Annotated in this window: 18 protein-coding genes; 11 read left to right on the forward strand and 7 right to left on the reverse strand. The window is 70.9% G+C overall.

Annotated elements, in window-relative coordinates:
- Nucleotides 1-186 precede the first annotated feature (186 nt).
- Nucleotides 187-1,380: an RtcB family protein gene (locus ACSNOH_RS09890; RefSeq protein ID WP_436720870.1), complete on the forward strand. Its 1,194-nt coding sequence runs from the start codon at nucleotides 187-189 to the stop codon at nucleotides 1,378-1,380.
- On the opposite strand, the gene ACSNOH_RS09895 is transcribed toward ACSNOH_RS09890, so the two are convergent.
- The 5 genes from ACSNOH_RS09895 to ACSNOH_RS09915 all read right to left on the reverse strand — a co-directional run bounded on the left by ACSNOH_RS09895 (nucleotide 1,352) and on the right by ACSNOH_RS09915 (nucleotide 4,195).
- A complete protein-coding gene (locus tag ACSNOH_RS09895) occupies nucleotides 1,352-2,071 on the reverse strand; it encodes a DUF2306 domain-containing protein (RefSeq protein WP_436720871.1) in 720 nt (239 codons plus the stop codon). The two genes, ACSNOH_RS09890 and ACSNOH_RS09895, sit on opposite strands and share 29 nt — an antisense overlap.
- A 108-nt stretch (nucleotides 2,072-2,179) precedes the next feature.
- Complete coding sequence (locus ACSNOH_RS09900) at nucleotides 2,180-2,575, reverse strand: VOC family protein (RefSeq protein WP_436720872.1); 396 nt, start codon at nucleotides 2,573-2,575, stop codon at nucleotides 2,180-2,182.
- Nucleotides 2,576-2,586: 11 nt separating this feature from the next.
- On the reverse strand, nucleotides 2,587-3,330 hold the full coding sequence (locus tag ACSNOH_RS09905) for an SDR family NAD(P)-dependent oxidoreductase (RefSeq protein WP_436720873.1): 744 nt from the start codon (nucleotides 3,328-3,330) through the stop codon (nucleotides 2,587-2,589).
- Nucleotides 3,331-3,394: 64 nt separating this feature from the next.
- Nucleotides 3,395-3,736 (reverse strand): YnfA family protein, encoded by a 342-nt coding sequence (locus ACSNOH_RS09910; RefSeq protein ID WP_436720874.1) that lies wholly within the window; start codon nucleotides 3,734-3,736, stop codon nucleotides 3,395-3,397.
- Nucleotides 3,737-3,757: 21 nt separating this feature from the next.
- Nucleotides 3,758-4,195: a hypothetical protein gene (locus ACSNOH_RS09915; RefSeq protein WP_436720875.1), complete on the reverse strand. Its 438-nt coding sequence runs from the start codon at nucleotides 4,193-4,195 to the stop codon at nucleotides 3,758-3,760.
- Nucleotides 4,196-4,549: 354 nt separating this feature from the next.
- On the opposite strand from ACSNOH_RS09915, the gene hemL reads away from it, so the two are divergent.
- The 8 genes from hemL to ACSNOH_RS09955 all read left to right on the forward strand — a co-directional run bounded on the left by hemL (nucleotide 4,550) and on the right by ACSNOH_RS09955 (nucleotide 13,105).
- Nucleotides 4,550-5,884 (forward strand): glutamate-1-semialdehyde 2,1-aminomutase, encoded by a 1,335-nt coding sequence (gene hemL, locus ACSNOH_RS09920; protein WP_436720876.1) that lies wholly within the window; start codon nucleotides 4,550-4,552, stop codon nucleotides 5,882-5,884.
- Nucleotides 5,885-5,937: 53 nt separating this feature from the next.
- Nucleotides 5,938-6,585 (forward strand): histidine phosphatase family protein, encoded by a 648-nt coding sequence (locus tag ACSNOH_RS09925; RefSeq protein ID WP_436720895.1) that lies wholly within the window; start codon nucleotides 5,938-5,940, stop codon nucleotides 6,583-6,585.
- A gap of 227 nt (nucleotides 6,586-6,812) precedes the next feature.
- The gene (locus ACSNOH_RS09930) at nucleotides 6,813-8,024 is read left to right on the forward strand and encodes a hypothetical protein (protein WP_436720877.1); all 1,212 of its coding nucleotides are present in this window, start codon (nucleotides 6,813-6,815) and stop codon (nucleotides 8,022-8,024) included.
- A gap of 97 nt (nucleotides 8,025-8,121) precedes the next feature.
- Nucleotides 8,122-8,745 carry a TlpA family protein disulfide reductase gene (locus ACSNOH_RS09935; protein ID WP_436720878.1) on the forward strand — a complete coding sequence of 208 codons (624 nt, stop codon included), beginning with the start codon at nucleotides 8,122-8,124 and terminating at the stop codon, nucleotides 8,743-8,745.
- A 49-nt stretch (nucleotides 8,746-8,794) separates the two neighbouring features.
- The gene (locus tag ACSNOH_RS09940; protein ID WP_436720896.1) at nucleotides 8,795-9,532 is read left to right on the forward strand and encodes a cytochrome c biogenesis CcdA family protein; all 738 of its coding nucleotides are present in this window, start codon (nucleotides 8,795-8,797) and stop codon (nucleotides 9,530-9,532) included.
- A gap of 4 nt (nucleotides 9,533-9,536) precedes the next feature.
- Complete coding sequence (resB, locus tag ACSNOH_RS09945) at nucleotides 9,537-11,312, forward strand: cytochrome c biogenesis protein ResB (protein ID WP_436720879.1); 1,776 nt, start codon at nucleotides 9,537-9,539, stop codon at nucleotides 11,310-11,312.
- A complete protein-coding gene (gene ccsB, locus ACSNOH_RS09950) occupies nucleotides 11,309-12,466 on the forward strand; it encodes a c-type cytochrome biogenesis protein CcsB (protein ID WP_436720880.1) in 1,158 nt (385 codons plus the stop codon). Before resB ends, ccsB begins: the two co-directional genes overlap by 4 nt.
- Nucleotides 12,467-12,547: 81 nt before the next feature.
- Nucleotides 12,548-13,105: an SRPBCC domain-containing protein gene (locus ACSNOH_RS09955; protein ID WP_436720881.1), complete on the forward strand. Its 558-nt coding sequence runs from the start codon at nucleotides 12,548-12,550 to the stop codon at nucleotides 13,103-13,105.
- Between the two features lie 6 nt (nucleotides 13,106-13,111).
- Here ACSNOH_RS09955 and ACSNOH_RS09960 read toward each other — a convergent pair whose 3' ends face one another.
- On the reverse strand, nucleotides 13,112-14,539 hold the full coding sequence (locus ACSNOH_RS09960; protein WP_436720882.1) for a phosphocholine-specific phospholipase C: 1,428 nt from the start codon (nucleotides 14,537-14,539) through the stop codon (nucleotides 13,112-13,114).
- Nucleotides 14,540-14,860: 321 nt separating this feature from the next.
- The gene (locus tag ACSNOH_RS09965) at nucleotides 14,861-15,154 is read right to left on the reverse strand and encodes a PLD nuclease N-terminal domain-containing protein (protein WP_436720883.1); all 294 of its coding nucleotides are present in this window, start codon (nucleotides 15,152-15,154) and stop codon (nucleotides 14,861-14,863) included.
- An 86-nt stretch (nucleotides 15,155-15,240) separates the two neighbouring features.
- Between ACSNOH_RS09965 and ACSNOH_RS09970 the strand changes: the two genes are divergently transcribed.
- Both ACSNOH_RS09970 and mqnP read left to right on the forward strand, forming a co-directional pair.
- A complete protein-coding gene (locus ACSNOH_RS09970; protein WP_436720884.1) occupies nucleotides 15,241-16,692 on the forward strand; it encodes a menaquinone biosynthesis decarboxylase in 1,452 nt (483 codons plus the stop codon).
- A gap of 82 nt (nucleotides 16,693-16,774) precedes the next feature.
- Nucleotides 16,775-17,677 (forward strand): menaquinone biosynthesis prenyltransferase MqnP, encoded by a 903-nt coding sequence (mqnP, locus tag ACSNOH_RS09975; RefSeq protein ID WP_436720885.1) that lies wholly within the window; start codon nucleotides 16,775-16,777, stop codon nucleotides 17,675-17,677.
- Nucleotides 17,678-17,706: the final 29 nt, after the last annotated feature.

A 17,706-nucleotide genomic window follows, 5' to 3' on the forward strand; every position in this document is an offset into this window, starting at 1 on the left:
TCCGTGGCTCCCTTCCACCGGCTGCGGGCCGCATCCCGAGCCGGAAAACGTGTTGCCGCCGCGGAGGCGGCGGCTGGACAGTATGTCTACCGCACGCGCCGCCGCGTCTGCCGGTTCGCTGTCGTGAATCGTGAGATATGTCCGGCTTTTGCGTTATTTTGTTTTTACGGGGTTATGAGGAAAACCATGTCCTACACCGAGGTGCCCGGCGCCCGGGTGCCGATCCGCATGTGGACCGATCCGGCCACGGTCGAGGACGTTGCGATGCAGCAGCTGCGCAACGTCTCCACCCTGCCATGGATCAAGGGACTCGCGGTCATGCCGGACGTCCACTTCGGCAAGGGCGCCACGGTCGGCTCGGTGATCGCGATGGAGGGCGCGGTGTGCCCGGCGGCGGTCGGCGTCGACATCGGCTGCGGGATGTCCGCGGTGAAGACGTCGCTGACGGCCAACGACCTGCCCGGCGACCTCTCGCGGCTGCGGTCGAAGATCGAGGAGGCCATCCCGGTCGGCTTCGCGATGCACGACGACCCGGTCGACCCGCGCCGGCTGCACGGGCTGCCGACGGCGGGGTGGGACGACTTCTGGGGGCGGTTCGACGGGGTCGCGGAGGCGGTCAAATTCCGTCAGAGTCGTGCACTGAAGCAGATGGGTTCGCTCGGAGGCGGAAACCATTTCATTGAGTTCTGTCTCGATGAGACAAATTCGGTCTGGCTGATGCTGCACTCCGGCTCCCGCAACATCGGCAAGGAGCTCGCCGAGTACCACATCGGCGAGGCCCGGAAGCTGTCGCACAACCAGGGCCTGGTCGACCGTGACCTCGCCGTCTTCCTCGCGGACACCCCGCAGATGGCCGCTTACCGGCACGACCTCTTCTGGGCCCAGGAGTACGCGCGGCACAACCGTGAGATCATGATGGCGCTCTTTAAGGACGTGGTCCGCAAGGAGTTCAAGAAGGCCAAGGTCACCTTCGAACCGGTCATTTCCTGTCACCACAACTACGTGGCCGAGGAGCGCTACGAGGGCATGGACCTGCTGGTCACCCGCAAGGGCGCGATCCGCGCGGGCGGCGGTGAGTACGGCATCATCCCGGGCTCGATGGGCACGGGCTCGTATATCGTCCGCGGCCTGGGCAACGAGGACTCGTTCAACTCCGCCTCCCACGGCGCCGGCCGCCGGATGAGCCGCAACCAGGCGAAGAAGCGATTCTCCGAGCGGGACCTGGCGGACCAGACGCGCGGCGTCGAGTGCCGCAAGGACCGCGGCGTGGTCGACGAGATCCCGGCCGCGTACAAGCCGATCGAGCAGGTCATGGACCAGCAGCGGGATCTCGTCGCGATCGTGGCCAAGCTCAAGCAGGTCGTGTGTGTGAAGGGCTGACCGCCCTGTCACGCACCGCCCGCCGCCCGTAGCGGTGGCGGATCCACGTCTCCGCCGCGATCAGGCTCAGGACGAGGGCGAGCCAGGCGCTCGCGCTGGCGACGTCGTGGGTGGCGGCAAGCGGGTCGCCGCCGTACGCCAGCGGGTCCTCGGCCTGGGCGGCGACGGCGTGCTCGACGAAGGGCTGGATCACCCGCGAGCTGATCGCGACGAACGTCATCGAGAAGTTGCGGATCATCCACAGCCGGTGGTCGGCGTAGCGCCGCTGCCGCGCCGCCCGGTACGCGGCCACGCCCGTGACGGCCCACAGCACGTCCAGGGTGCCGAGCGCGGCCTGGTTCGAGAAGCCCACCGGGGCGAACCAGACGACCGGCACCGCGAACAGGATCGAGGGGAAGACGCCCGCGAAGAAGTAGGCGCGCCCGGTCCAGCGGTGCAGGCGCGGGCGGCGGGCCCGCAGCCGGGGCCAGAACTGCAAGGGTCCCAGGAGCGCCGCCACCGCGCCGGTGAAGATGTGGCCGACCAGCAGCGCGTAGTGCAGGTCGCTGCGCGGCGGGACGCGGCTGGTGTCCATGTCGGGCGGCAGGTAGACGCGGATCGCCAGGGCCGTCACGACCAGGCTCAGCCCGGTCATCGTGATCAGCCAGCCGGTGCTGATGCCCCGCCGTTGTCGTCCGGTCATCGTGGCCATGGCCGCCCGCCCTCCCCGTCGGTCCCGCTGCGGTGGGATCCACTCTGGCGGGGGAGGGCGGCCGGCGCGCTGGGGCGGGCTCCCGGATCCGGGGTGGCGCCAGGCCCCCTAGCCCTGGACGTCCTGCGGGTACCAGCGCAGCTCCACCGTGTTGCCGTCCGGGTCGAGGACGTAGAGGGACTCCGCGTTGCCGCGGGCGCCGAAGCGCTGGCCCGGGCCGTCGACGACGGTGAAGGTGCCGGAGTCGACGACGGCCTGCCAGTCCAGGGGCTCGACCACGAGGCAGATGTGGTCGACGTTGGACGCGGCCGTGTCCCCGCGCTCGCGCTCCACCAGGTCGATGATCGTGGTGGGGGAGACGCGCACGGACGGGAAGGGGGCCCGGCCCGCGCGCCACTCGTCGACGCGGACGGGGTCGAGGCCCAGCGGGCCGGTGTAGAAGGCGAGGGACCGCTCGACGTCGGCGACGTTGAGGACGAGGTGGTCGAAGGCGATGACGCGCATGGGGGCGTTCCTCAGTTCTCTCGGTGGACCTTGTAGTTGCTGGCCTGCGCGCGGGGGCGGACGACGAGCAGGTCGACGTTCACGTGCGGGGGCCGGGTGACGGCCCAGCCGATGGTGTCGGCGACGTCCTCGGCGGTGAGCGGCTCGGCGACGCCCGCGTAGACGGCGTCGGCCTTGGCCTGGTCGCCGCGGAAGCGGGTGAGGGCGAACTCGTCGGTGCGCACCATGCCGGGGGCGATCTCGATGACGCGGACGGGCTGCCCGCACAGCTCCAGGCGGAGGGTTTCGGCGACGGCGTGGGCGCCGTGCTTGGCGGCGGCGTAGCCGCTGCCGCCCTCGTAGGTGCCGAGGGCGGCGGTGGAGGAGAGGATCAGGACCGTGCCGTCGCCGCTCGCGGTGAGGGCGGGCAGCAGGGCCTGGGTCATGTGGAGCACGCCGAGGACGTTGACCTCGTACATGGTGCGCCAGTCGGCGGGGTCGGCGGTGGCGACGGGGTCGGCGCCGTGGGCGCCGCCGGCGTTGTTGATCAGTACGTCGACGCGGTCGAGGGTCGCGGCGAAGGCGTCGACGGCGGCGCGGTCGGTGACGTCGAGGGCGTGGGCCCGGGCGCCGGGGAGCTCCTTTGCGAGGGCCTCGATGCGGTCGGCGCGGCGGGCGGTGAGGACGACGCGGTAGCCCTCGGCGGCGAGCCGGCGGGCGGTGGCGGCGCCGATGCCGCTGCTCGCGCCGGTGATGACGGCGGTGCGGGTGCTCATGGTGGGGCTGCCTCCTGGCTTCCTGGCTTCCTGGTCCCTCGTCCCTCGTTCCCGGGCAGGATATTCAGCGGTCGCGTGGCACGTACATGATGATCGCCACGCCGATGAGGCAGACGAGTGCGCCGAGGACGTCGTAGCGGTCGGGCCGGTAGCCGTCGGCGGCCATGCCCCAGGCGAGCGAGCCGGCGACGAAGATCCCGCCGTAGGCGGCGAGGATGCGGCCGAAGTGGGCGTCGGGCTGGAGGGTGGCGACGAAGCCGTAGGCGCCGAGGGCGGCGATGCCCGCGCCGGTCCAGATCCAGCCGGGGGAGCGGTGCTCGCGCGCGCCCTGCCAGATCAGCCAGGCGCCGCCGATCTCCAGGAGGGCGGCGAGGAGGAACAGGGCGATGGAGCGGGCGATCAGCATGATCGCAGCGTACGAGAGGGGTCAGGGCCAGACGAGGCAGTACGGCTGGTGGCCGTTCTCGTGGAGGCGGTGGGAGAAGTCCTGCCACTCGCGCAGGAGCTGGTAGACGCCGAAGGCGTCGCGGGGGCCGCCGCGGTCGGGGACGGTGGACCAGATGAAGGCGGCGGCGCCCACGGACTCCTCGCCGATGCCGCGCAGCGGGTCGACGACGGTCATGGGCAGTTTGACGACGGCGTAGTCGGGGTGGAGGACGACCAGCTCCAGCGGGGGGACCTTGTGCAGGGGTATGCCCTCGATGCCGGTGAGCACCATGGCGGCCACGGTCTCCGGCTTGATCCGGGTGAACATGCCGCCCATGCCGAGCTCGTCGCCGCCGAGCTCCTCGGGGCGCATGGAGATGGGGACGTTGGCCGCGGCTGCGCTGCTGGGTGCGCCGAAGTATTTGTAGGTCACCCCCACGCGGCCGCTCCTGTTTCCTGTGTTGTGCGTAGTGCTCGTGTTGCCAGTGTTGCCGGTACTGCTCGGGTTGCCGATGCCGCTCGTGCTGTCCGTGCCGCCCGGGTGCTCAGGGAGCTGCTCCTCGCGCCGGTCGCGCCGGCCCCTGTGGCGTCCCCTGCGGGACTGCCGGGCGCGCTCGGGGCCCAGGTCACCGGTGCCCTCACCCAGTCCGCCACCGCGCTGCATATCTCCACCTGACCGCTTTTTCCTACGCAGCACTGCCCCCGCCGCGCAACCCGATCATCGTCTCAGAGACCTCCCCCGTGCGGGGCGTGCGAAACGCCCGGAGCTGACTCGTCGCGAGGCTCTGAGACCATGGCTAGCGTGAGCTACCCATACCCCATGCATGCGCCAGTCTCGCAGACACTCTTCGACCGCGCCGCTGTCGTGACGCCCGGCGGCGTGAACTCCCCGGTCCGGGCCTTCCGGGCCGTGGGTGGTACGCCCCGGTTCATGGTGTCCGGCACCGGTCCGTACCTCACCGACGCCGACGGCCGGGAGTACGTCGACCTCGTGTGTTCGTGGGGGCCGATGATCCTCGGGCACGCGCATCCCGAGGTGATCGCGGCCGTCCAGGAGGCGGTGGCCCGGGGGACGTCCTTCGGTACGCCGGGTGAGGGCGAGGTCGCGCTGGCCGAGGAGATCGTGGCGCGGGTCGAGCCGGTGGAGCAGGTGCGGCTGGTCTCGTCGGGGACCGAGGCGACGATGTCGGCGATCCGGCTGGCGCGCGGGTTCACCGGCCGGGCCAAGGTGATCAAGTTCGCGGGCTGCTACCACGGTCATGTGGACGCGCTGCTGGCCGCGGCGGGTTCGGGCGTGGCGACGTTCGGGCTGCCGGACACGCCGGGTGTGACGGGCGCGCAGGCCGGGGACACGATCGTGCTGCCGTACAACGATCTGGAGGCGGTGCACGAGGCGTTCCACGCGAACCCGGGGGAGATCGCCTGTGTGATCACGGAGGCGTCGCCGGGCAACATGGGTGTGGTGCCGCCGCTGCCGGGCTTCAACCAGGGGCTGAAGGACGCGTGCGCGAAGAACGGCGCGCTGTTCATCTCGGACGAGGTGATGACGGGTTTCCGCACGTCGAAGGCGGGCTGGTACGGCGTCGACGGCGTGAAGCCGGACCTGATGACGTTCGGCAAGGTGATGGGCGGCGGCTTCCCGGCGGCGGCGTTCGGCGGCCGGGCCGATGTGATGGCGCACCTGGCCCCGGCGGGCCCGGTCTACCAGGCGGGCACGCTGTCGGGTAACCCGGTGGCGACGGCGGCGGGTCTCGCGCAGCTGCGGCTGCTGGACGACGCGGCGTACGAGAAGGTCGACGCGGTGTCCGCGGAGATCAGCGGGCTGGTGAGCGAGGCGCTGACGAAGCAGGGCGTGGCGCACCGCCTGCAGAAGGCCAGCAACATGTTCTCGGTGTTCTTCACCGGGCGCGAGGTGCGGAACTACGACGACGCGCGGGGGCAGGAGGCGTTCCGCTTCAACGCGTTCTTCCACTCGATGCTGTCGCAGGGCGTGTACCTGCCGCCGTCGGCGTTCGAGTCGTGGTTCGTGTCGACGGCGCACGACGCGGCGGCGGTCGAGCGGATCGCGGCGGCGCTGCCGGCTGCGGCACGGGCGGCGGCCGAGGCGACCGAGGAGGGGGCGAAGTGAGCGCGGGCGAGCGTGCGGAGGGGAAGCGGGACGACATCACCGTCGTGCACCTGATGCGCCACGGTGAGGTGCACAACCCGGAGGGCGTGCTGTACGGGCGCCGGGCGGGTTATCACCTGTCGGACCTGGGCCGGCGGATGGCGGACCGGGTGGCGGAGCATCTGGCGGGGCGGGACATCACCCATGTGGTGGCCTCGCCGCTGGAGCGGGCGCAGGAGACGGCCGCGCCGATCGCCAAGACGCACGGGCTGGACCTGGCGACGGACGAGCGGCTGATCGAGGCGGCGAACGTCTTCGAGGGCAAGACGTTCGGGGTCGGTGACGGTGCGCTGAAGAAGCCGGCGAACTGGAAGTACCTGACGAATCCTTTCCGCCCGTCGTGGGGCGAGCCCTACGTCGAGCAGGTCGTGCGGATGATGGGCGCGCTGGACGCGGCGAAGGACGCGGCGCGCGGCCATGAGGCGGTGTGCGTGAGCCACCAGCTGCCGATCTGGATCGTGCGGAGTTTCGTGGAGCGGCGGCGGCTGTGGCACGACCCGCGGAAGCGCGAATGCACCCTGGCGAGTCTGACGACCTTCACCTATAGGGGGGACAAAATCGTCTCGGTGGGGTACAGCGAACCGGCCCGGGATCTGGTGCCGGCGCATCTCCTCGCGGGGGCCAAGCCGGTGAAGGGCGGGTCCAAGGCGTTCGGCGCCTGAGGGCCTGCCTGAGGCTCTTACGGAAGCCCTCCCGTACGGCCTTTCCGAAGCCCTTTCGGCGGAGCCCGCGTTGCTCCGTAAGGCGGCTCCGGCTGCGTAAATGCGGGGCAACTCCGTAAAGACGGGGGAAACTGCGCAACCGCCGTACTCGACGCGCCCTCTCACGCAATGTCGTCTTATATGGACGGCATACGGCGTGGGGCACGGCGAGCACGGACGGAGTCGACATGCGCGACATCAGCCGACGGGGTCTCCTCGGGTGGGGTGTGGGAGCGGCGGCGGCGCTGGGCGGCGTCGCCGGCTGCTCCGCCACCGCGGCTCCCGAACGGCGCAGCGGTCCGGCGGCGAAGGCGGTCGAGCGGGCCAAGGCGAGGCCGATCGGTGACGGTTCGACGGCGGACGCGGGGCCGCAGCCCAATCAGCCCCCGGAGCCCGAGCGGCTGGAGCCGGGTCAGAAGCCGCCGCAGTTCGTGATCTTCTCGTGGGACGGGGCGGGGGAGGTCGGCAACGGGCTCTTCCCGCGGTTCAGGAAGCTGGCGCAGGAGCACAACGCGCGGATGACGTTCTTCCTGTCCGGGCTGTATCTGCTGCCGGAGTCGAAGCGGCACCGGTACAAGCCGCCGAACAACCCGGTCGGCGCCTCCGACATCGGCTACCTCACCGACGAGCACGTCCGGGCGACGCTCGCGAACCTGCGGGAGGCGTGGCTGGAGGGGCACGAGATCGGCACCCACTTCAACGGCCACTTCTGTTCGGGCGAGGGCTCGGTCGGCCGGTGGGAGGGGGAGGACTGGGAGTCGGAGATCGAGCAGGCGGTCTCCTTCGTGACGGAGTGGCGGACGAACACCGGGTTCGCCGATCTGGAGCCGCTGCCGTTCGACTACCGCAAGGAGCTGGTGGGCGCGCGGACGCCGTGTCTGCTGGGGCAGGAGAACCTGCTGCCGACGGCGGCGAAGCTCGGCTGGCGGTACGACGCGAGTTCGCCGGGCGGGACGCAGGTGTGGCCGTCGAAGAAGCACGGCCTGTGGGATTTCCCGCTGCAGCAGATTCCCTTTCCCGGGCATTCGTTCGAGGTCCTGTCGATGGACTACAACATCCTCGCCAATCAGTCGAAGAACACCACGCGCGGCCCTTCGGTGCACTATCCGGAGTGGCGACAGCAGGCGACCGACGCCTATCTCGCCGGATTCGAGCGGGCGTACGAGACGAATCGTGCGCCGTTCTTCATCGGCAACCACTTCGAGGAGTGGAACGGCGGCATTTATATGGATGCCGTGGAGGAAGCTCTGAAACGCATCGCCGACGATCGGTACAAGGACGTGCGGCTGGTCTCCTTCCGTCAGTTCACGGACTGGCTGGACGCCCAGGACCCGGCGGTGCTGCGGGGCCTGCGCCGGCTGGAGGTCGGCGAGAAGTGGCACGCCGGAGTGGGCGCCTGAGCGGTGCCGCGGGGGCCTTGCGAAGCCCGGCCGGGCGGCGGCTCGCCTCACAGGGGGGCGCGGAAGATCCCTAAACGGACCATGCGAAACTTTTCACATGAGTGCCTGCCGCGCCTTCCGACGCCCCGGACCACACCGGCGTATCACCATGCCGGCCATCCTCGCCGCCGTCGCGGCCCTGGCCCTGACCGCCTGCGGCTCGGGCAGCAATCCGAAGAGCGGCGGGCAGACCCAGTTCGTGCAGGGCACGGGCGGTGTGAGCGTCGTCAGCGACAAGAGCGGGCGGCAGGACGCGCCCGACCTCTCCGGCAAGACGCTGGACGGCAAGGAACTCGACGTCGCGAAGGACTACAAGGGCAAGATCGTCGTCCTTAACGTCTGGGGCTCGTGGTGCGCCCCCTGCCGGGCCGAGGCCAAGAACCTCGTCAACGTCGCCAACGACTACAAGGACAAGGGCGTGCAGTTCGTCGGGCTCAACACCCGCGACTCCGACCCCGCCCCGGCGATCAAGTTCGAGAAGGAGTTCGAGGTCCCGTACCCGAGCCTGTACGACTCGGCCGGCAAGCTCCTGCTGCGCTTCCCCGCGGGCAGCCTCAACCCCCAGTCCATCCCCTCCACGGTCTTCATCGACCGCGACGGGAAGATCGCCGCTCGCGCGATCAAGGCGCTGACCGAGGAAGAGCTGCGCAAGACGCTCGACCCGCTGGTCGCGGAGAAGTGACCCCGTGACCCCCGCCACCTCCGCCGCCGTCACGGTCGCCGTCGGCGAGATGAACCAGACGGTGCTCTCCGGGGCGCTGCTGCTGGCCCTGCCCGTCGCGCTGCTCGGCGGGCTCGTCTCGTTCTTCTCGCCGTGCGTGCTGCCCCTGGTCCCCGGCTACCTCTCCTATGTGACGGGGGTCAGCGGAGCGGACCTCGCCGAGTCCCGCAAGGGCCGGATGCTCGCCGGGTCCACCCTCTTCGTCCTCGGCTTCACCTTCGTCTTCGTCTCCACGGGCACGCTCTTCGGCTGGATCGGCCACGCCCTGCTGACCTACCAGCAGACCATCACCAAGGTGATGGGGGTCCTCACCATCGCGATGGGCCTCGCCTTCATGGGGCTGCTCACCCGGTTCGGGCAGCGCGAGTTCCGCTTCCACACCCGGCCGACGATGGGCCTGGTGGGGGCGCCGCTGCTGGGCGCGCTCTTCGGGCTCGGCTGGACGCCGTGCATCGGCCCGACGCTCGCCTCCGTCCTCTCCCTGTCCTCCACCCAGGCCAGCGCCGGGCGCGGCGCGCTGCTGACCGTCGCCTACTGCCTGGGCCTGGGCCTGCCGTTCATCCTCAGCGCGGTGGCCTTCCGGCGCGCGCTGGGTGCGTTCGGCTGGGTCAAGCGGCACTATGCATGGGTCATGCGCGCCGGCGGGCTGATGCTGGTCGTGGTCGGCGTGCTCCTCGTCACGGGGGTGTGGGACAGCATGATCCGCGAACTGCAGACGTGGTCCAGCTCCTTCTCCCCCGAGGTCTGATTTCATGGGCACGACAGAGACAACCCCCGGCGCCGAGCGCGCCGCCGAGGAGACGGACGCCGCCGCCGGCGCGCGGCTGTCCACGACGCCCCAGGAGGAGCGCGGCCAGGCCGTGCCCGGCTCCTTCGGCGGCGTCCGCAAGCCGGGCGCGCTCGGGGGAGCGGCCTGGGCCGGCCGCGAGGCGATCGGCTGGGCGCGCTGGTTCTGGCGCCAGCTGACCTCCATGCGGGTCGCGCTGATCCTGCTGTTCCTGCTCTCCCTGGCGACCATCCCCGGCTCGCTCGTCCCGCAGACCAGCGTGGACGCGGTCAAGGCCGAGGAGTGGCGGAAGGCCCACGAGACGCTCGGGCCGCTCTACGACAAGCTCGGCCTCTTCCACGTCTACAGCTCGGTGTGGTTCTCCGCGATCTACATCCTGCTGTTCACGTCGCTGGTCGGCTGCATCGTCCCGCGCACCTGGCAGTTCGTGGGCCAGCTCCGCGGCCGCCCGCCGGCCGCCCCCCGCAACCTCAAGCGGCTGCCCGCCCACACCACCTGGCGCACCGACGCCGAGCCCGAGCAGGTCCTGGCCGCGGCCCGCGCGCTGCTGAAGAAGCGCCGTTTCCGCACCGAGGCCGGCGACGGCTCCGTCGCCTCCGAGAAGGGCTACCTGCGCGAGGCCGGCAACCTCGTCTTCCACATCGCGCTGATCGTGCTGCTCATCGCCTTCGCCTCCGGGCAGCTGTGGAAGTCCGAGGGCCAGAAGCTGATCGTCGAGGGCGACGGGTTCGCCAACACGCTCGTGCAGTACGACGACTTCAAGTCCGGCTCGCTGTTCACGGCCGACGACCTCAAGCCCTTCAGTTTCTACCTGGACGACTTCGAGGCGACGTACGAGCGCACCGGCCCCCAGCGCGGCACCCCGCGCACCTACGAGGCGCACGTCACCTACCACGAGGGCGCCGACGGGCCCGGCCGCAAGGCCACCGTGAAGGTCAACGAGCCGCTGGAGACCTCCGGCTCGAAGGTCTACCTGATCGGCCACGGCTACGCGCCCGTCGTCACCGTCCGCGACGGCCAGGGGGACATCGCCTTCCGCGGCGGCATCCCGTCCCTGCCGATCGACAACAACATCACCGAGTCGACCGTCCTCAAGGTCGGCGACTACCGCACCAAGGACGGCAAGAAGGACCAGATCGGCTTCAAGGGCAACTTCGTGCCCACCCTGGACCTGAAGACCGGCACCATGCTGTCCCAGTTCCCCGACCTGGACAATCCGCGCCTCGTCCTCACCGCCTACCACGGCAGCCTCGGCACCGACAGCGGCACGCCGCAGAACGTCTACCAGCTCGACGTGTCCAAGATGAAGCAGTTCAAGGACAAGGACGGCAACCCCTTCGCGCAGGTCCTCAAGACCGGCGACACCATGACGCTGCCCGACGGCGGCACCCTGAAGTTCGAGGGCATCAAGCCCTGGGCCACCTTCCAGATCTCCCAGCAGCCCGGCAACGCCACCGCGCTCGCCGGCGCGGTCGCCGCCCTCGTGGGCGTGGCCGGCTCCCTGTTCATCCAGCGCCGCCGCGTCTGGGTGCGGGCCGTGCGCGCCGCGGACGGGCACACCGTCGTCGAGCTGGCCGGCCTCGGCCGCAGCGAGTCCGCGAAGCTCCCCGAGGAGCTCGCCGACCTCGCCGCCGCCCTGCAGGCCGACGCCCCGCCCGTGACCGCCACGGACGCCCCCGACCCCGCGGAGTCCGCCGAGTCCGCGGATTCCTCCGCAGCATCCGAAGGAGCGCGCGCGTGACCGCCATCGCTGCCGCAGCCAACGAGAACCTGGCCCACATCAGCAACGTGCTGATCTACTCGGCCATGGCCGTCTACACCCTGGCCTTCCTCGCCCACATCGCCGAGTGGGTGTTCGGCAGCCGGAGCGCCGTCGGCCGCACCGCCGCCGCGATCACCACCGAAGCCGGGGCGGCCCGCTCCGGCGCCGCGGGCGTGCAGAGCGCCCAAGGGGGCGGCACCGCCGTCCTGGAGCGGCCCAAGGTCGTCACCCGCGCGGGCGCCGGCGCCCGCGACGTGCCCGACGGCCCCGGCGCCGCCGGCAGCAGCGAGAAGGGCGACGTCTACGGCCGCATCGCCGTCTCGCTGACCGTGCTGTCCTTCCTGCTGCACGCCGGCTCGGTGCTCACCCGGGCGCTGTCCGTGGAGCGGGCGCCCTGGGGCAACATGTACGAGTTCTCCACGACCTTCGGCATGACGGTCGTCGGCGTCTACCTCGGCCTGCTGGCCGCCAAGAAGAACGTGCGCTGGCTCGGCCTGCCGCTGACCACCACGATCCTCCTCGACCTGGGCCTCGCCGTCTCCGTGCTCTACACCGAGAGCGACCAGCTCGTCCCGGCCCTGCACTCGTACTGGCTGTGGATCCACGTCTCCTGCGCGATCCTCTCCGGCGCGGCCCTGTGGGTCGGCGCCTGCTCGACGCTGCTCTACCTCTTCCGCGACGGCTACGAGGCCCGCCTCGTCGAGGGCCGCACCGGCGCCGGCCTGCGCCGCTACCTCGGCGAGCTGCCGCAGGAGCGCCGCTACGCCCGCCTGAAGGCCAAGCTCGCGCTGCGCACCGACAACCCCATGTCCCGCCTGCCCTCGGCCGCCACCCTCGACAAGCTGGCCTACCGCATCAACGCCACGGTCTTCCCGCTGTGGACCTTCACGATCGTCGCGGGCGCCATCTGGGCCGAGGCCGCCTGGGGCCGCTACTGGGGCTGGGACCCCAAGGAGGTCTGGTCCTTCATCACCTGGGTCGCCTACGCCTGCTACCTGCACGCCCGCGCGACCGCCGGCTGGAAGGGCCGCAAGGCCGCCTACATCGCCCTCGCCGCCTTCGGCTGCTACATCTTCAACTACTACGGCGTGAACATCTTCGTCACCGGCAAGCACTCGTACGCCGGAGTCTGACCGCGCCCATCCCCTCGGACGGCCCGCCCCGCACGCTCCTCGAAGCGCGCGGGGCGGGCCGCGGTGGTAGAGCTTGAGGGTATGGAGATCCCCTCCCTCTACGGGAAGTCCGAGCCGCGGGGTGAGGACAGCCACCTCCTGCGCTACGAGCTGTCGCTGCCCCACCCGCGGGCCGAGGTGTGGCTGGCCGTCGCCACGCCCGAGGGCCTGCCCACCTGGCTGGCCGCGGCCGAGCCCTTCGAGCAGCGGGAGGGCGGGGCCATCACGCTCCGCTGGCTGAACACCGACGCCGCCGGGCACGCCACCGTCGCGCCCGGCCGCGTCACCGCCTGGCAGCCGCAGCGGCTGGCCGAGTACACCGTCGAGATCCACGGCCGGATCCGCTTCGAGCTGGAGGACGCCCCGGCGGGCGTCGGCGGCACCCTGCTGCACTTCACCAACGAGTTCACCGGACCCGACACCGTACGCCTGGACTGCCTGGCCGGCTGGCACCACCACTTCGAGTACCTGCTGGAGGCCCTCGCCGGCCGGCCCGCGGACTGGTCGGGGTGGACCCTCGAACGCTGGCGCAAGCTCCGCGCCGAGTACGAGCTGCGCGGCTCCGGCGACCCCGGCGCCCCGCCCGGCGGCGCCGAGTGAGGCTCCTCAGCGCCTGCGCCGCGAGCCCTTCTCCTGCTCCGGCGGCTGCTGCCGGGCGCCCGGCAGCACGGGCTTGGGCAGGTGGGCCACGTCCCACTTGGCCTGCTCCAGCTGCCGCGCCGTGTCCGCGGGCAGCCGCGGCGGCCGCTTGGCCCGGTCCGTGAAGCCGAACGCCGACGTCAGATCGCCGAAGGCGCGGCGCCGCCAGGCGCTGATGTTCGGCTCCCGCACCCCCGTCCACACCTCCAGGAAGCGCAGCACCGAGGTGTGGTCGAAGGGGTCGCCCGCGGCCCAGCCGCCCACCGTCCACGGCGACACGATCAGGCACGGCACCCGGAAGCCGCCGCCGATCGGCAGCTTCCCCACGAACTCGTCCGCCGTGCCCTCCGGCGGCACCGGCGGCGGCACGTGGTCGAAGAGGCCGTCGTTCTCGTCGTAGTTCAGGATGAAGACCGTCTTCGCCCACACGTCGGGGTTGTCGGCGATGGCCTCGATCTTCCGCGCCACGTAGTCCGCGCCCGCGGCCGGCAGGTAGCGCGGGTGCTCCGACTGCGCCGCGGTCGGGATGATCCAGGAGACGGCCGGCAGCCTGCCGTTGCGGGCGTCCTCCTCGAAGGTCCCCGCGGGCAGCCTGCGCATCCCCCGCTCGTACAGCGGATCGCCCGGCTTCGCGTCCTTGAACTGCTGGAACTGCTCCAGCAGGTTGCAGCCGTAGTTGTCCTCCTCCTGGTAGACGCGCCAGCTGACCCCCGCCGCCTGCAGCCGCTCCGCGTACGTCGTCCAGCGGTACGGCTCGGGCGCGGTGTTGTCGATGACGGGGCCGCCGCGCTTGCCGCCCGGGTCGATGGTGCCCGTCATCCAGTACAGCCGGTTGGGCCAGGTGGGCCCCATGACCGAGCAGAAGTAGTTGTCGCAGAGGGTGAACGCCTCGGCGAGGGCGAACTGGAAGGGGATGTCCTCGCGGGTGTGGTAGCCCATCACGTACGGGCCGTTCTTGCCGTCCGCCTTGTGGTGCGCCGGCATCCAGCGGTCCATCTTCCCGCCGTTCCACGCCTCGTGCTGCACGGACCAGGCGTGGCTGGTGGAGGGGATGGCCTGGGCGCTCGACTTGTGCGTGTCGAGCCGGAACGGCAGCAGGTAGCCGGCGGGGTTCTTCTCGTCGGGCTGGTGGAAGACGTCCCTGCCGCCCGGCAGCTTGATGGCGTCCGGGTCGCCGAAGCCCCGCACGCCCTTGAGGGTGCCGAAGTAGTGGTCGAAGGACCGGTTCTCCTGCATGAGCAGGACCACGTGCTCGATGTCGCGCAGCGAGCCGCGCCGGGCCGGGCCGGTGGCGACGGCCCGCTGCACGCTCGGCGGCAGCAGCGACAGCGCGGCGGCGCCGCCGACGGCACCCGCGGCGGAGCCGAGGAGTCTGCGTCGGGTCATGTCGGGCATGGCGTGTGCCCCTCTCCCTGGAGTCGCGTGAGGCCTCAGTGTGGCCTCTCGGACTCTCCCGGCACGGGTGTGCCGAGCACAGGAGACGGGGTGTGAACGGGGTGCCAAATGGCGGTGAAGAGGGAGGAGTTGACCCGGAGGACGGTGTGCGGGGCCCGGAATCCGCTTTTCTTATGACCCGATCGGGGGATGGGCTGCTACGCCGTACGGCCGGTGACGTGCCCGTCGGCGGGTGACGGCCGGTCGGGCGAATCGTCTGACGGGATGTCAGCCCCGCTCCCGTCTGCGGGGCAGGTCTGCGGGGCAGGGCCGCCTGCGCGGTCAGCCCGCGGGCGGCGGGTCGCCCTGGTCGCGGCGGAGCGACTTCAGGAACTCCGGGTTGTCATCGGGCGCGACCCACTGCCGCCCGCCGCCGCGCGGGCGGGCCGCGGCCCGCGGGCGCCCCGCGATCAGCCAGGCGACCGGCCCGATCAGCACCTCGCCGAAGAGCAGGATGACGAACACCCAGGCGATCTTCGGCAGGCCGCGGACCTCCTTCTCCGGGGTGTTCAGGCAGTCGACGAAGGCGTAGATCCACAACGCCAGGATCAGCAGGAACGGCAGATACCTGAGCATGTGGACGGCTCCCCGAAGACGGCGGTACGGGCCGGTTCGCGGCCCCGATACCCAGCCAGGGTAGTCCGTGCTTGATACTGGAACGCATGGCTTACGACGACCTTCGCTCGTTCCTCCGGGCGCTGGAGCGCGACGGCGACCTCAAGCGCATCAAGGCGGAAGTCGATCCGTACCTGGAAGTCGGCGAGATCACCGACCGGGTGAACAAGGCGGGCGGCCCCGCCCTCCTCTTCGAGAACGTCAAGGGCTCGGCCATGCCGCTGGCCATGAACGTCTTCGGCACCGACCGCCGGCTGCTCAAGGCCCTGGGCCTCGCCTCCTACGACGAGATCAGCGAGAAGATCGGCGGCCTGCTCAAGCCGGAGCTCCCGCAGGGCTTCACCGGCATGCGCGAGGCGTTCGGCAAGCTCGGCGCGATGGCCCACGTGCCGCCGCGCAAGGTCAAGGACGCCCCCGTCCAGGAGGTCGTCCTCACCGGCGACGACGTCGACCTCGACAAGCTGCCCGCGCTCTTCACCTGGCCCGAGGACGGCGGCTCCTTCTTCAACCTGGGCCTGACCCACACCAAGCACCCCGAGACGGGCGTGCGGAACCTGGGCCTCTACCGCCTCCAGCGCCACGACAAGCGCACCATCGGCATGCACTGGCAGATCCACAAGGACAGCCGCAACCACTACCAGGTCGCCGCCAAGCGCGGCGAGCGGCTGCCGGTCGCGATCGCCTTCGGCTGCCCGCCGGCCGTGACGTACGCCTCCACGGCGCCGCTCCCCGGCGACATCGACGAGTACCTCTTCGCGGGCTTCATCTCGGGCAAGCGGATCGAGATGACCGACTGCAAGACCGTCCCGCTGCAGGTCCCCGCGAACGCGGAGGTCGTCATCGAGGGCTGGCTGGAGCCGGGCGAGATGCTCCCGGAGGGCCCCTTCGGCGACCACACCGGCTTCTACACGCCGCAGGAGCCGTTCCCGGCGCTGACGATCGACTGCGTGACGATGCGGAAGCGGCCGCTGCTGCAGTCCATCGTCGTCGGCCGCCCGCCGACGGAGGACGGCCCGCTCGGCCGGGCCACGGAGCGGTTCTTCCTGCCCCTGCTGAAGATCATCATTCCGGACATCGTGGACTACCACCTGCCCGAGTCCGGCGGCTTCCACAACTGCGCGATCGTCTCGATCGACAAGAAGTACCCCAAGCACGCGCAGAAGGTCATGCACGCCATCTGGGGCGCGCACATGATGTCGCTGACCAAGCTGATCATCGTGGTGGACGCGGACTGCGACGTGCACGACCTGCACGAGGTGTCCTGGCGGGCGCTGGGCAACACCGACTACGCGCGCGACCTGACCGTCGTCGAGGGCCCGGTCGACCACCTCGACCACGCCTCGTACCAGCAGTTCTGGGGCGGCAAGGCGGGCATCGACGCGACGGCGAAGTGGCCCGAGGAGGGCTACACGCGGGACGGGGGGTGGCCTCGGATGGTCGAGTCGGATCCGGAAGTCGCCGATCGGGTGACCAAGCGGTGGAAGGAGTACGGACTGTGAGTGTCCGTGACACGGCGTTCATGGGCAGCGCGGGGGCAGGGTCTGCTCCCCGCGCCTGTGGGGATGAACCGGAGTACGGGCTGTGAGCGCCTCCGCCGCCGCGATCCCGCAGCCGGGCCGGACCCGCGCGTTCCTGCGCCTGGTGATGATCGAGCACTCCGTCTTCGCGCTGCCCTTCGCCTACATCGCCACCCTCACCGCGATGTTCAAGACGTACGGCAACGTCCACTGGACGCGGCTGCTGCTGGTCACCGTCGCGATGGTCGGCCTGCGCACCTTCGCGATGGCCTGCAACCGCATCATCGACCGCGAGATCGACGCCCGGAACCCGCGCACCGCCAACCGCGAGCTGGTCACGGGCGCGGTGTCCGTGCGCTCGGCGTGGACCGGCGCCGGCATCGCCGTCTTCTTCTTCCTGGGCGCGGCCGCGCTGCTGAACCCGCTGTGCCTGGCGCTGGCCCCGATCGCGGTCGTCCCGATGGTGGTCTATCCGTACGGGAAACGATTCACCGACTTCCCGCACGCGATCCTGGGCCTGGCCCAGGCGATGGGCCCGGTGGGCGCGTGGCTCGCGGTGACGGGGGAGTGGTCGTGGGAGGCGGTGGTCCTGGGCCTCGCTGTGGGCGTGTGGATCGGCGGCTTCGACCTGATCTTCGCCTGCCAGGACGTGATGGCGGACCGCGCGCACGGCGTGAAGTCGACCCCGGCCCGCTTCGGCGTCCCGGCGGCGCTGCACGGCGCCCGCGTCTGCCACGTGATCACGACGGGCCTGCTGGCCTGGTACGGGGCGATCACGGACGCGGGGGCGTTCTTCTGGGTGGGTCTGGCCGTGGTGGCCGCGGCCTTCCTCTACGAGCACACGATCGTCAAGCCGCACGACCTGTCCCGCCTGAACAGGGCATTCTTCACCGTCAATGGTTTCATCGGCATTGCGCTTTTCGTGTGTGCACTGCTCGATCTTGTGGCGCGGGGGCTCGGCGTCTAGCCGGTACCGCCTCGCGCGGGCGGTCGTGG

This window comes from Streptomyces sp. URMC 127 (genome assembly GCF_051386535.1).
Classification (GTDB): domain Bacteria; phylum Actinomycetota; class Actinomycetes; order Streptomycetales; family Streptomycetaceae; genus Streptomyces.

Coding starts and splice junctions, on each gene's coding strand:
- ACSNOH_RS09955 (WP_436720881.1), top strand. CDS start 12,548: ATGGAGATCCCCTCCCTCTACGGGAAGTCCGAGCCGCGGGGTGAGGAC.
- ACSNOH_RS09890 (WP_436720870.1), top strand. CDS start 187: ATGTCCTACACCGAGGTGCCCGGCGCCCGGGTGCCGATCCGCATGTGG.
- resB (WP_436720879.1), top strand. CDS start 9,537: ATGGGCACGACAGAGACAACCCCCGGCGCCGAGCGCGCCGCCGAGGAG.
- ACSNOH_RS09905 (WP_436720873.1), bottom strand. CDS start 3,330: ATGAGCACCCGCACCGCCGTCATCACCGGCGCGAGCAGCGGCATCGGC.
- ACSNOH_RS09900 (WP_436720872.1), bottom strand. CDS start 2,575: ATGCGCGTCATCGCCTTCGACCACCTCGTCCTCAACGTCGCCGACGTC.
- ACSNOH_RS09895 (WP_436720871.1), bottom strand. CDS start 2,071: ATGGCCACGATGACCGGACGACAACGGCGGGGCATCAGCACCGGCTGG.
- ACSNOH_RS09910 (WP_436720874.1), bottom strand. CDS start 3,736: ATGCTGATCGCCCGCTCCATCGCCCTGTTCCTCCTCGCCGCCCTCCTG.
- ACSNOH_RS09940 (WP_436720896.1), top strand. CDS start 8,795: ATGAACCAGACGGTGCTCTCCGGGGCGCTGCTGCTGGCCCTGCCCGTC.
- hemL (WP_436720876.1), top strand. CDS start 4,550: ATGGCTAGCGTGAGCTACCCATACCCCATGCATGCGCCAGTCTCGCAG.
- ACSNOH_RS09930 (WP_436720877.1), top strand. CDS start 6,813: ATGCGCGACATCAGCCGACGGGGTCTCCTCGGGTGGGGTGTGGGAGCG.
- ACSNOH_RS09970 (WP_436720884.1), top strand. CDS start 15,241: ATGGCTTACGACGACCTTCGCTCGTTCCTCCGGGCGCTGGAGCGCGAC.
- ACSNOH_RS09935 (WP_436720878.1), top strand. CDS start 8,122: ATGAGTGCCTGCCGCGCCTTCCGACGCCCCGGACCACACCGGCGTATC.
- ACSNOH_RS09960 (WP_436720882.1), bottom strand. CDS start 14,539: ATGCCCGACATGACCCGACGCAGACTCCTCGGCTCCGCCGCGGGTGCC.
- ACSNOH_RS09965 (WP_436720883.1), bottom strand. CDS start 15,154: ATGCTCAGGTATCTGCCGTTCCTGCTGATCCTGGCGTTGTGGATCTAC.
- ACSNOH_RS09925 (WP_436720895.1), top strand. CDS start 5,938: ATGCGCCACGGTGAGGTGCACAACCCGGAGGGCGTGCTGTACGGGCGC.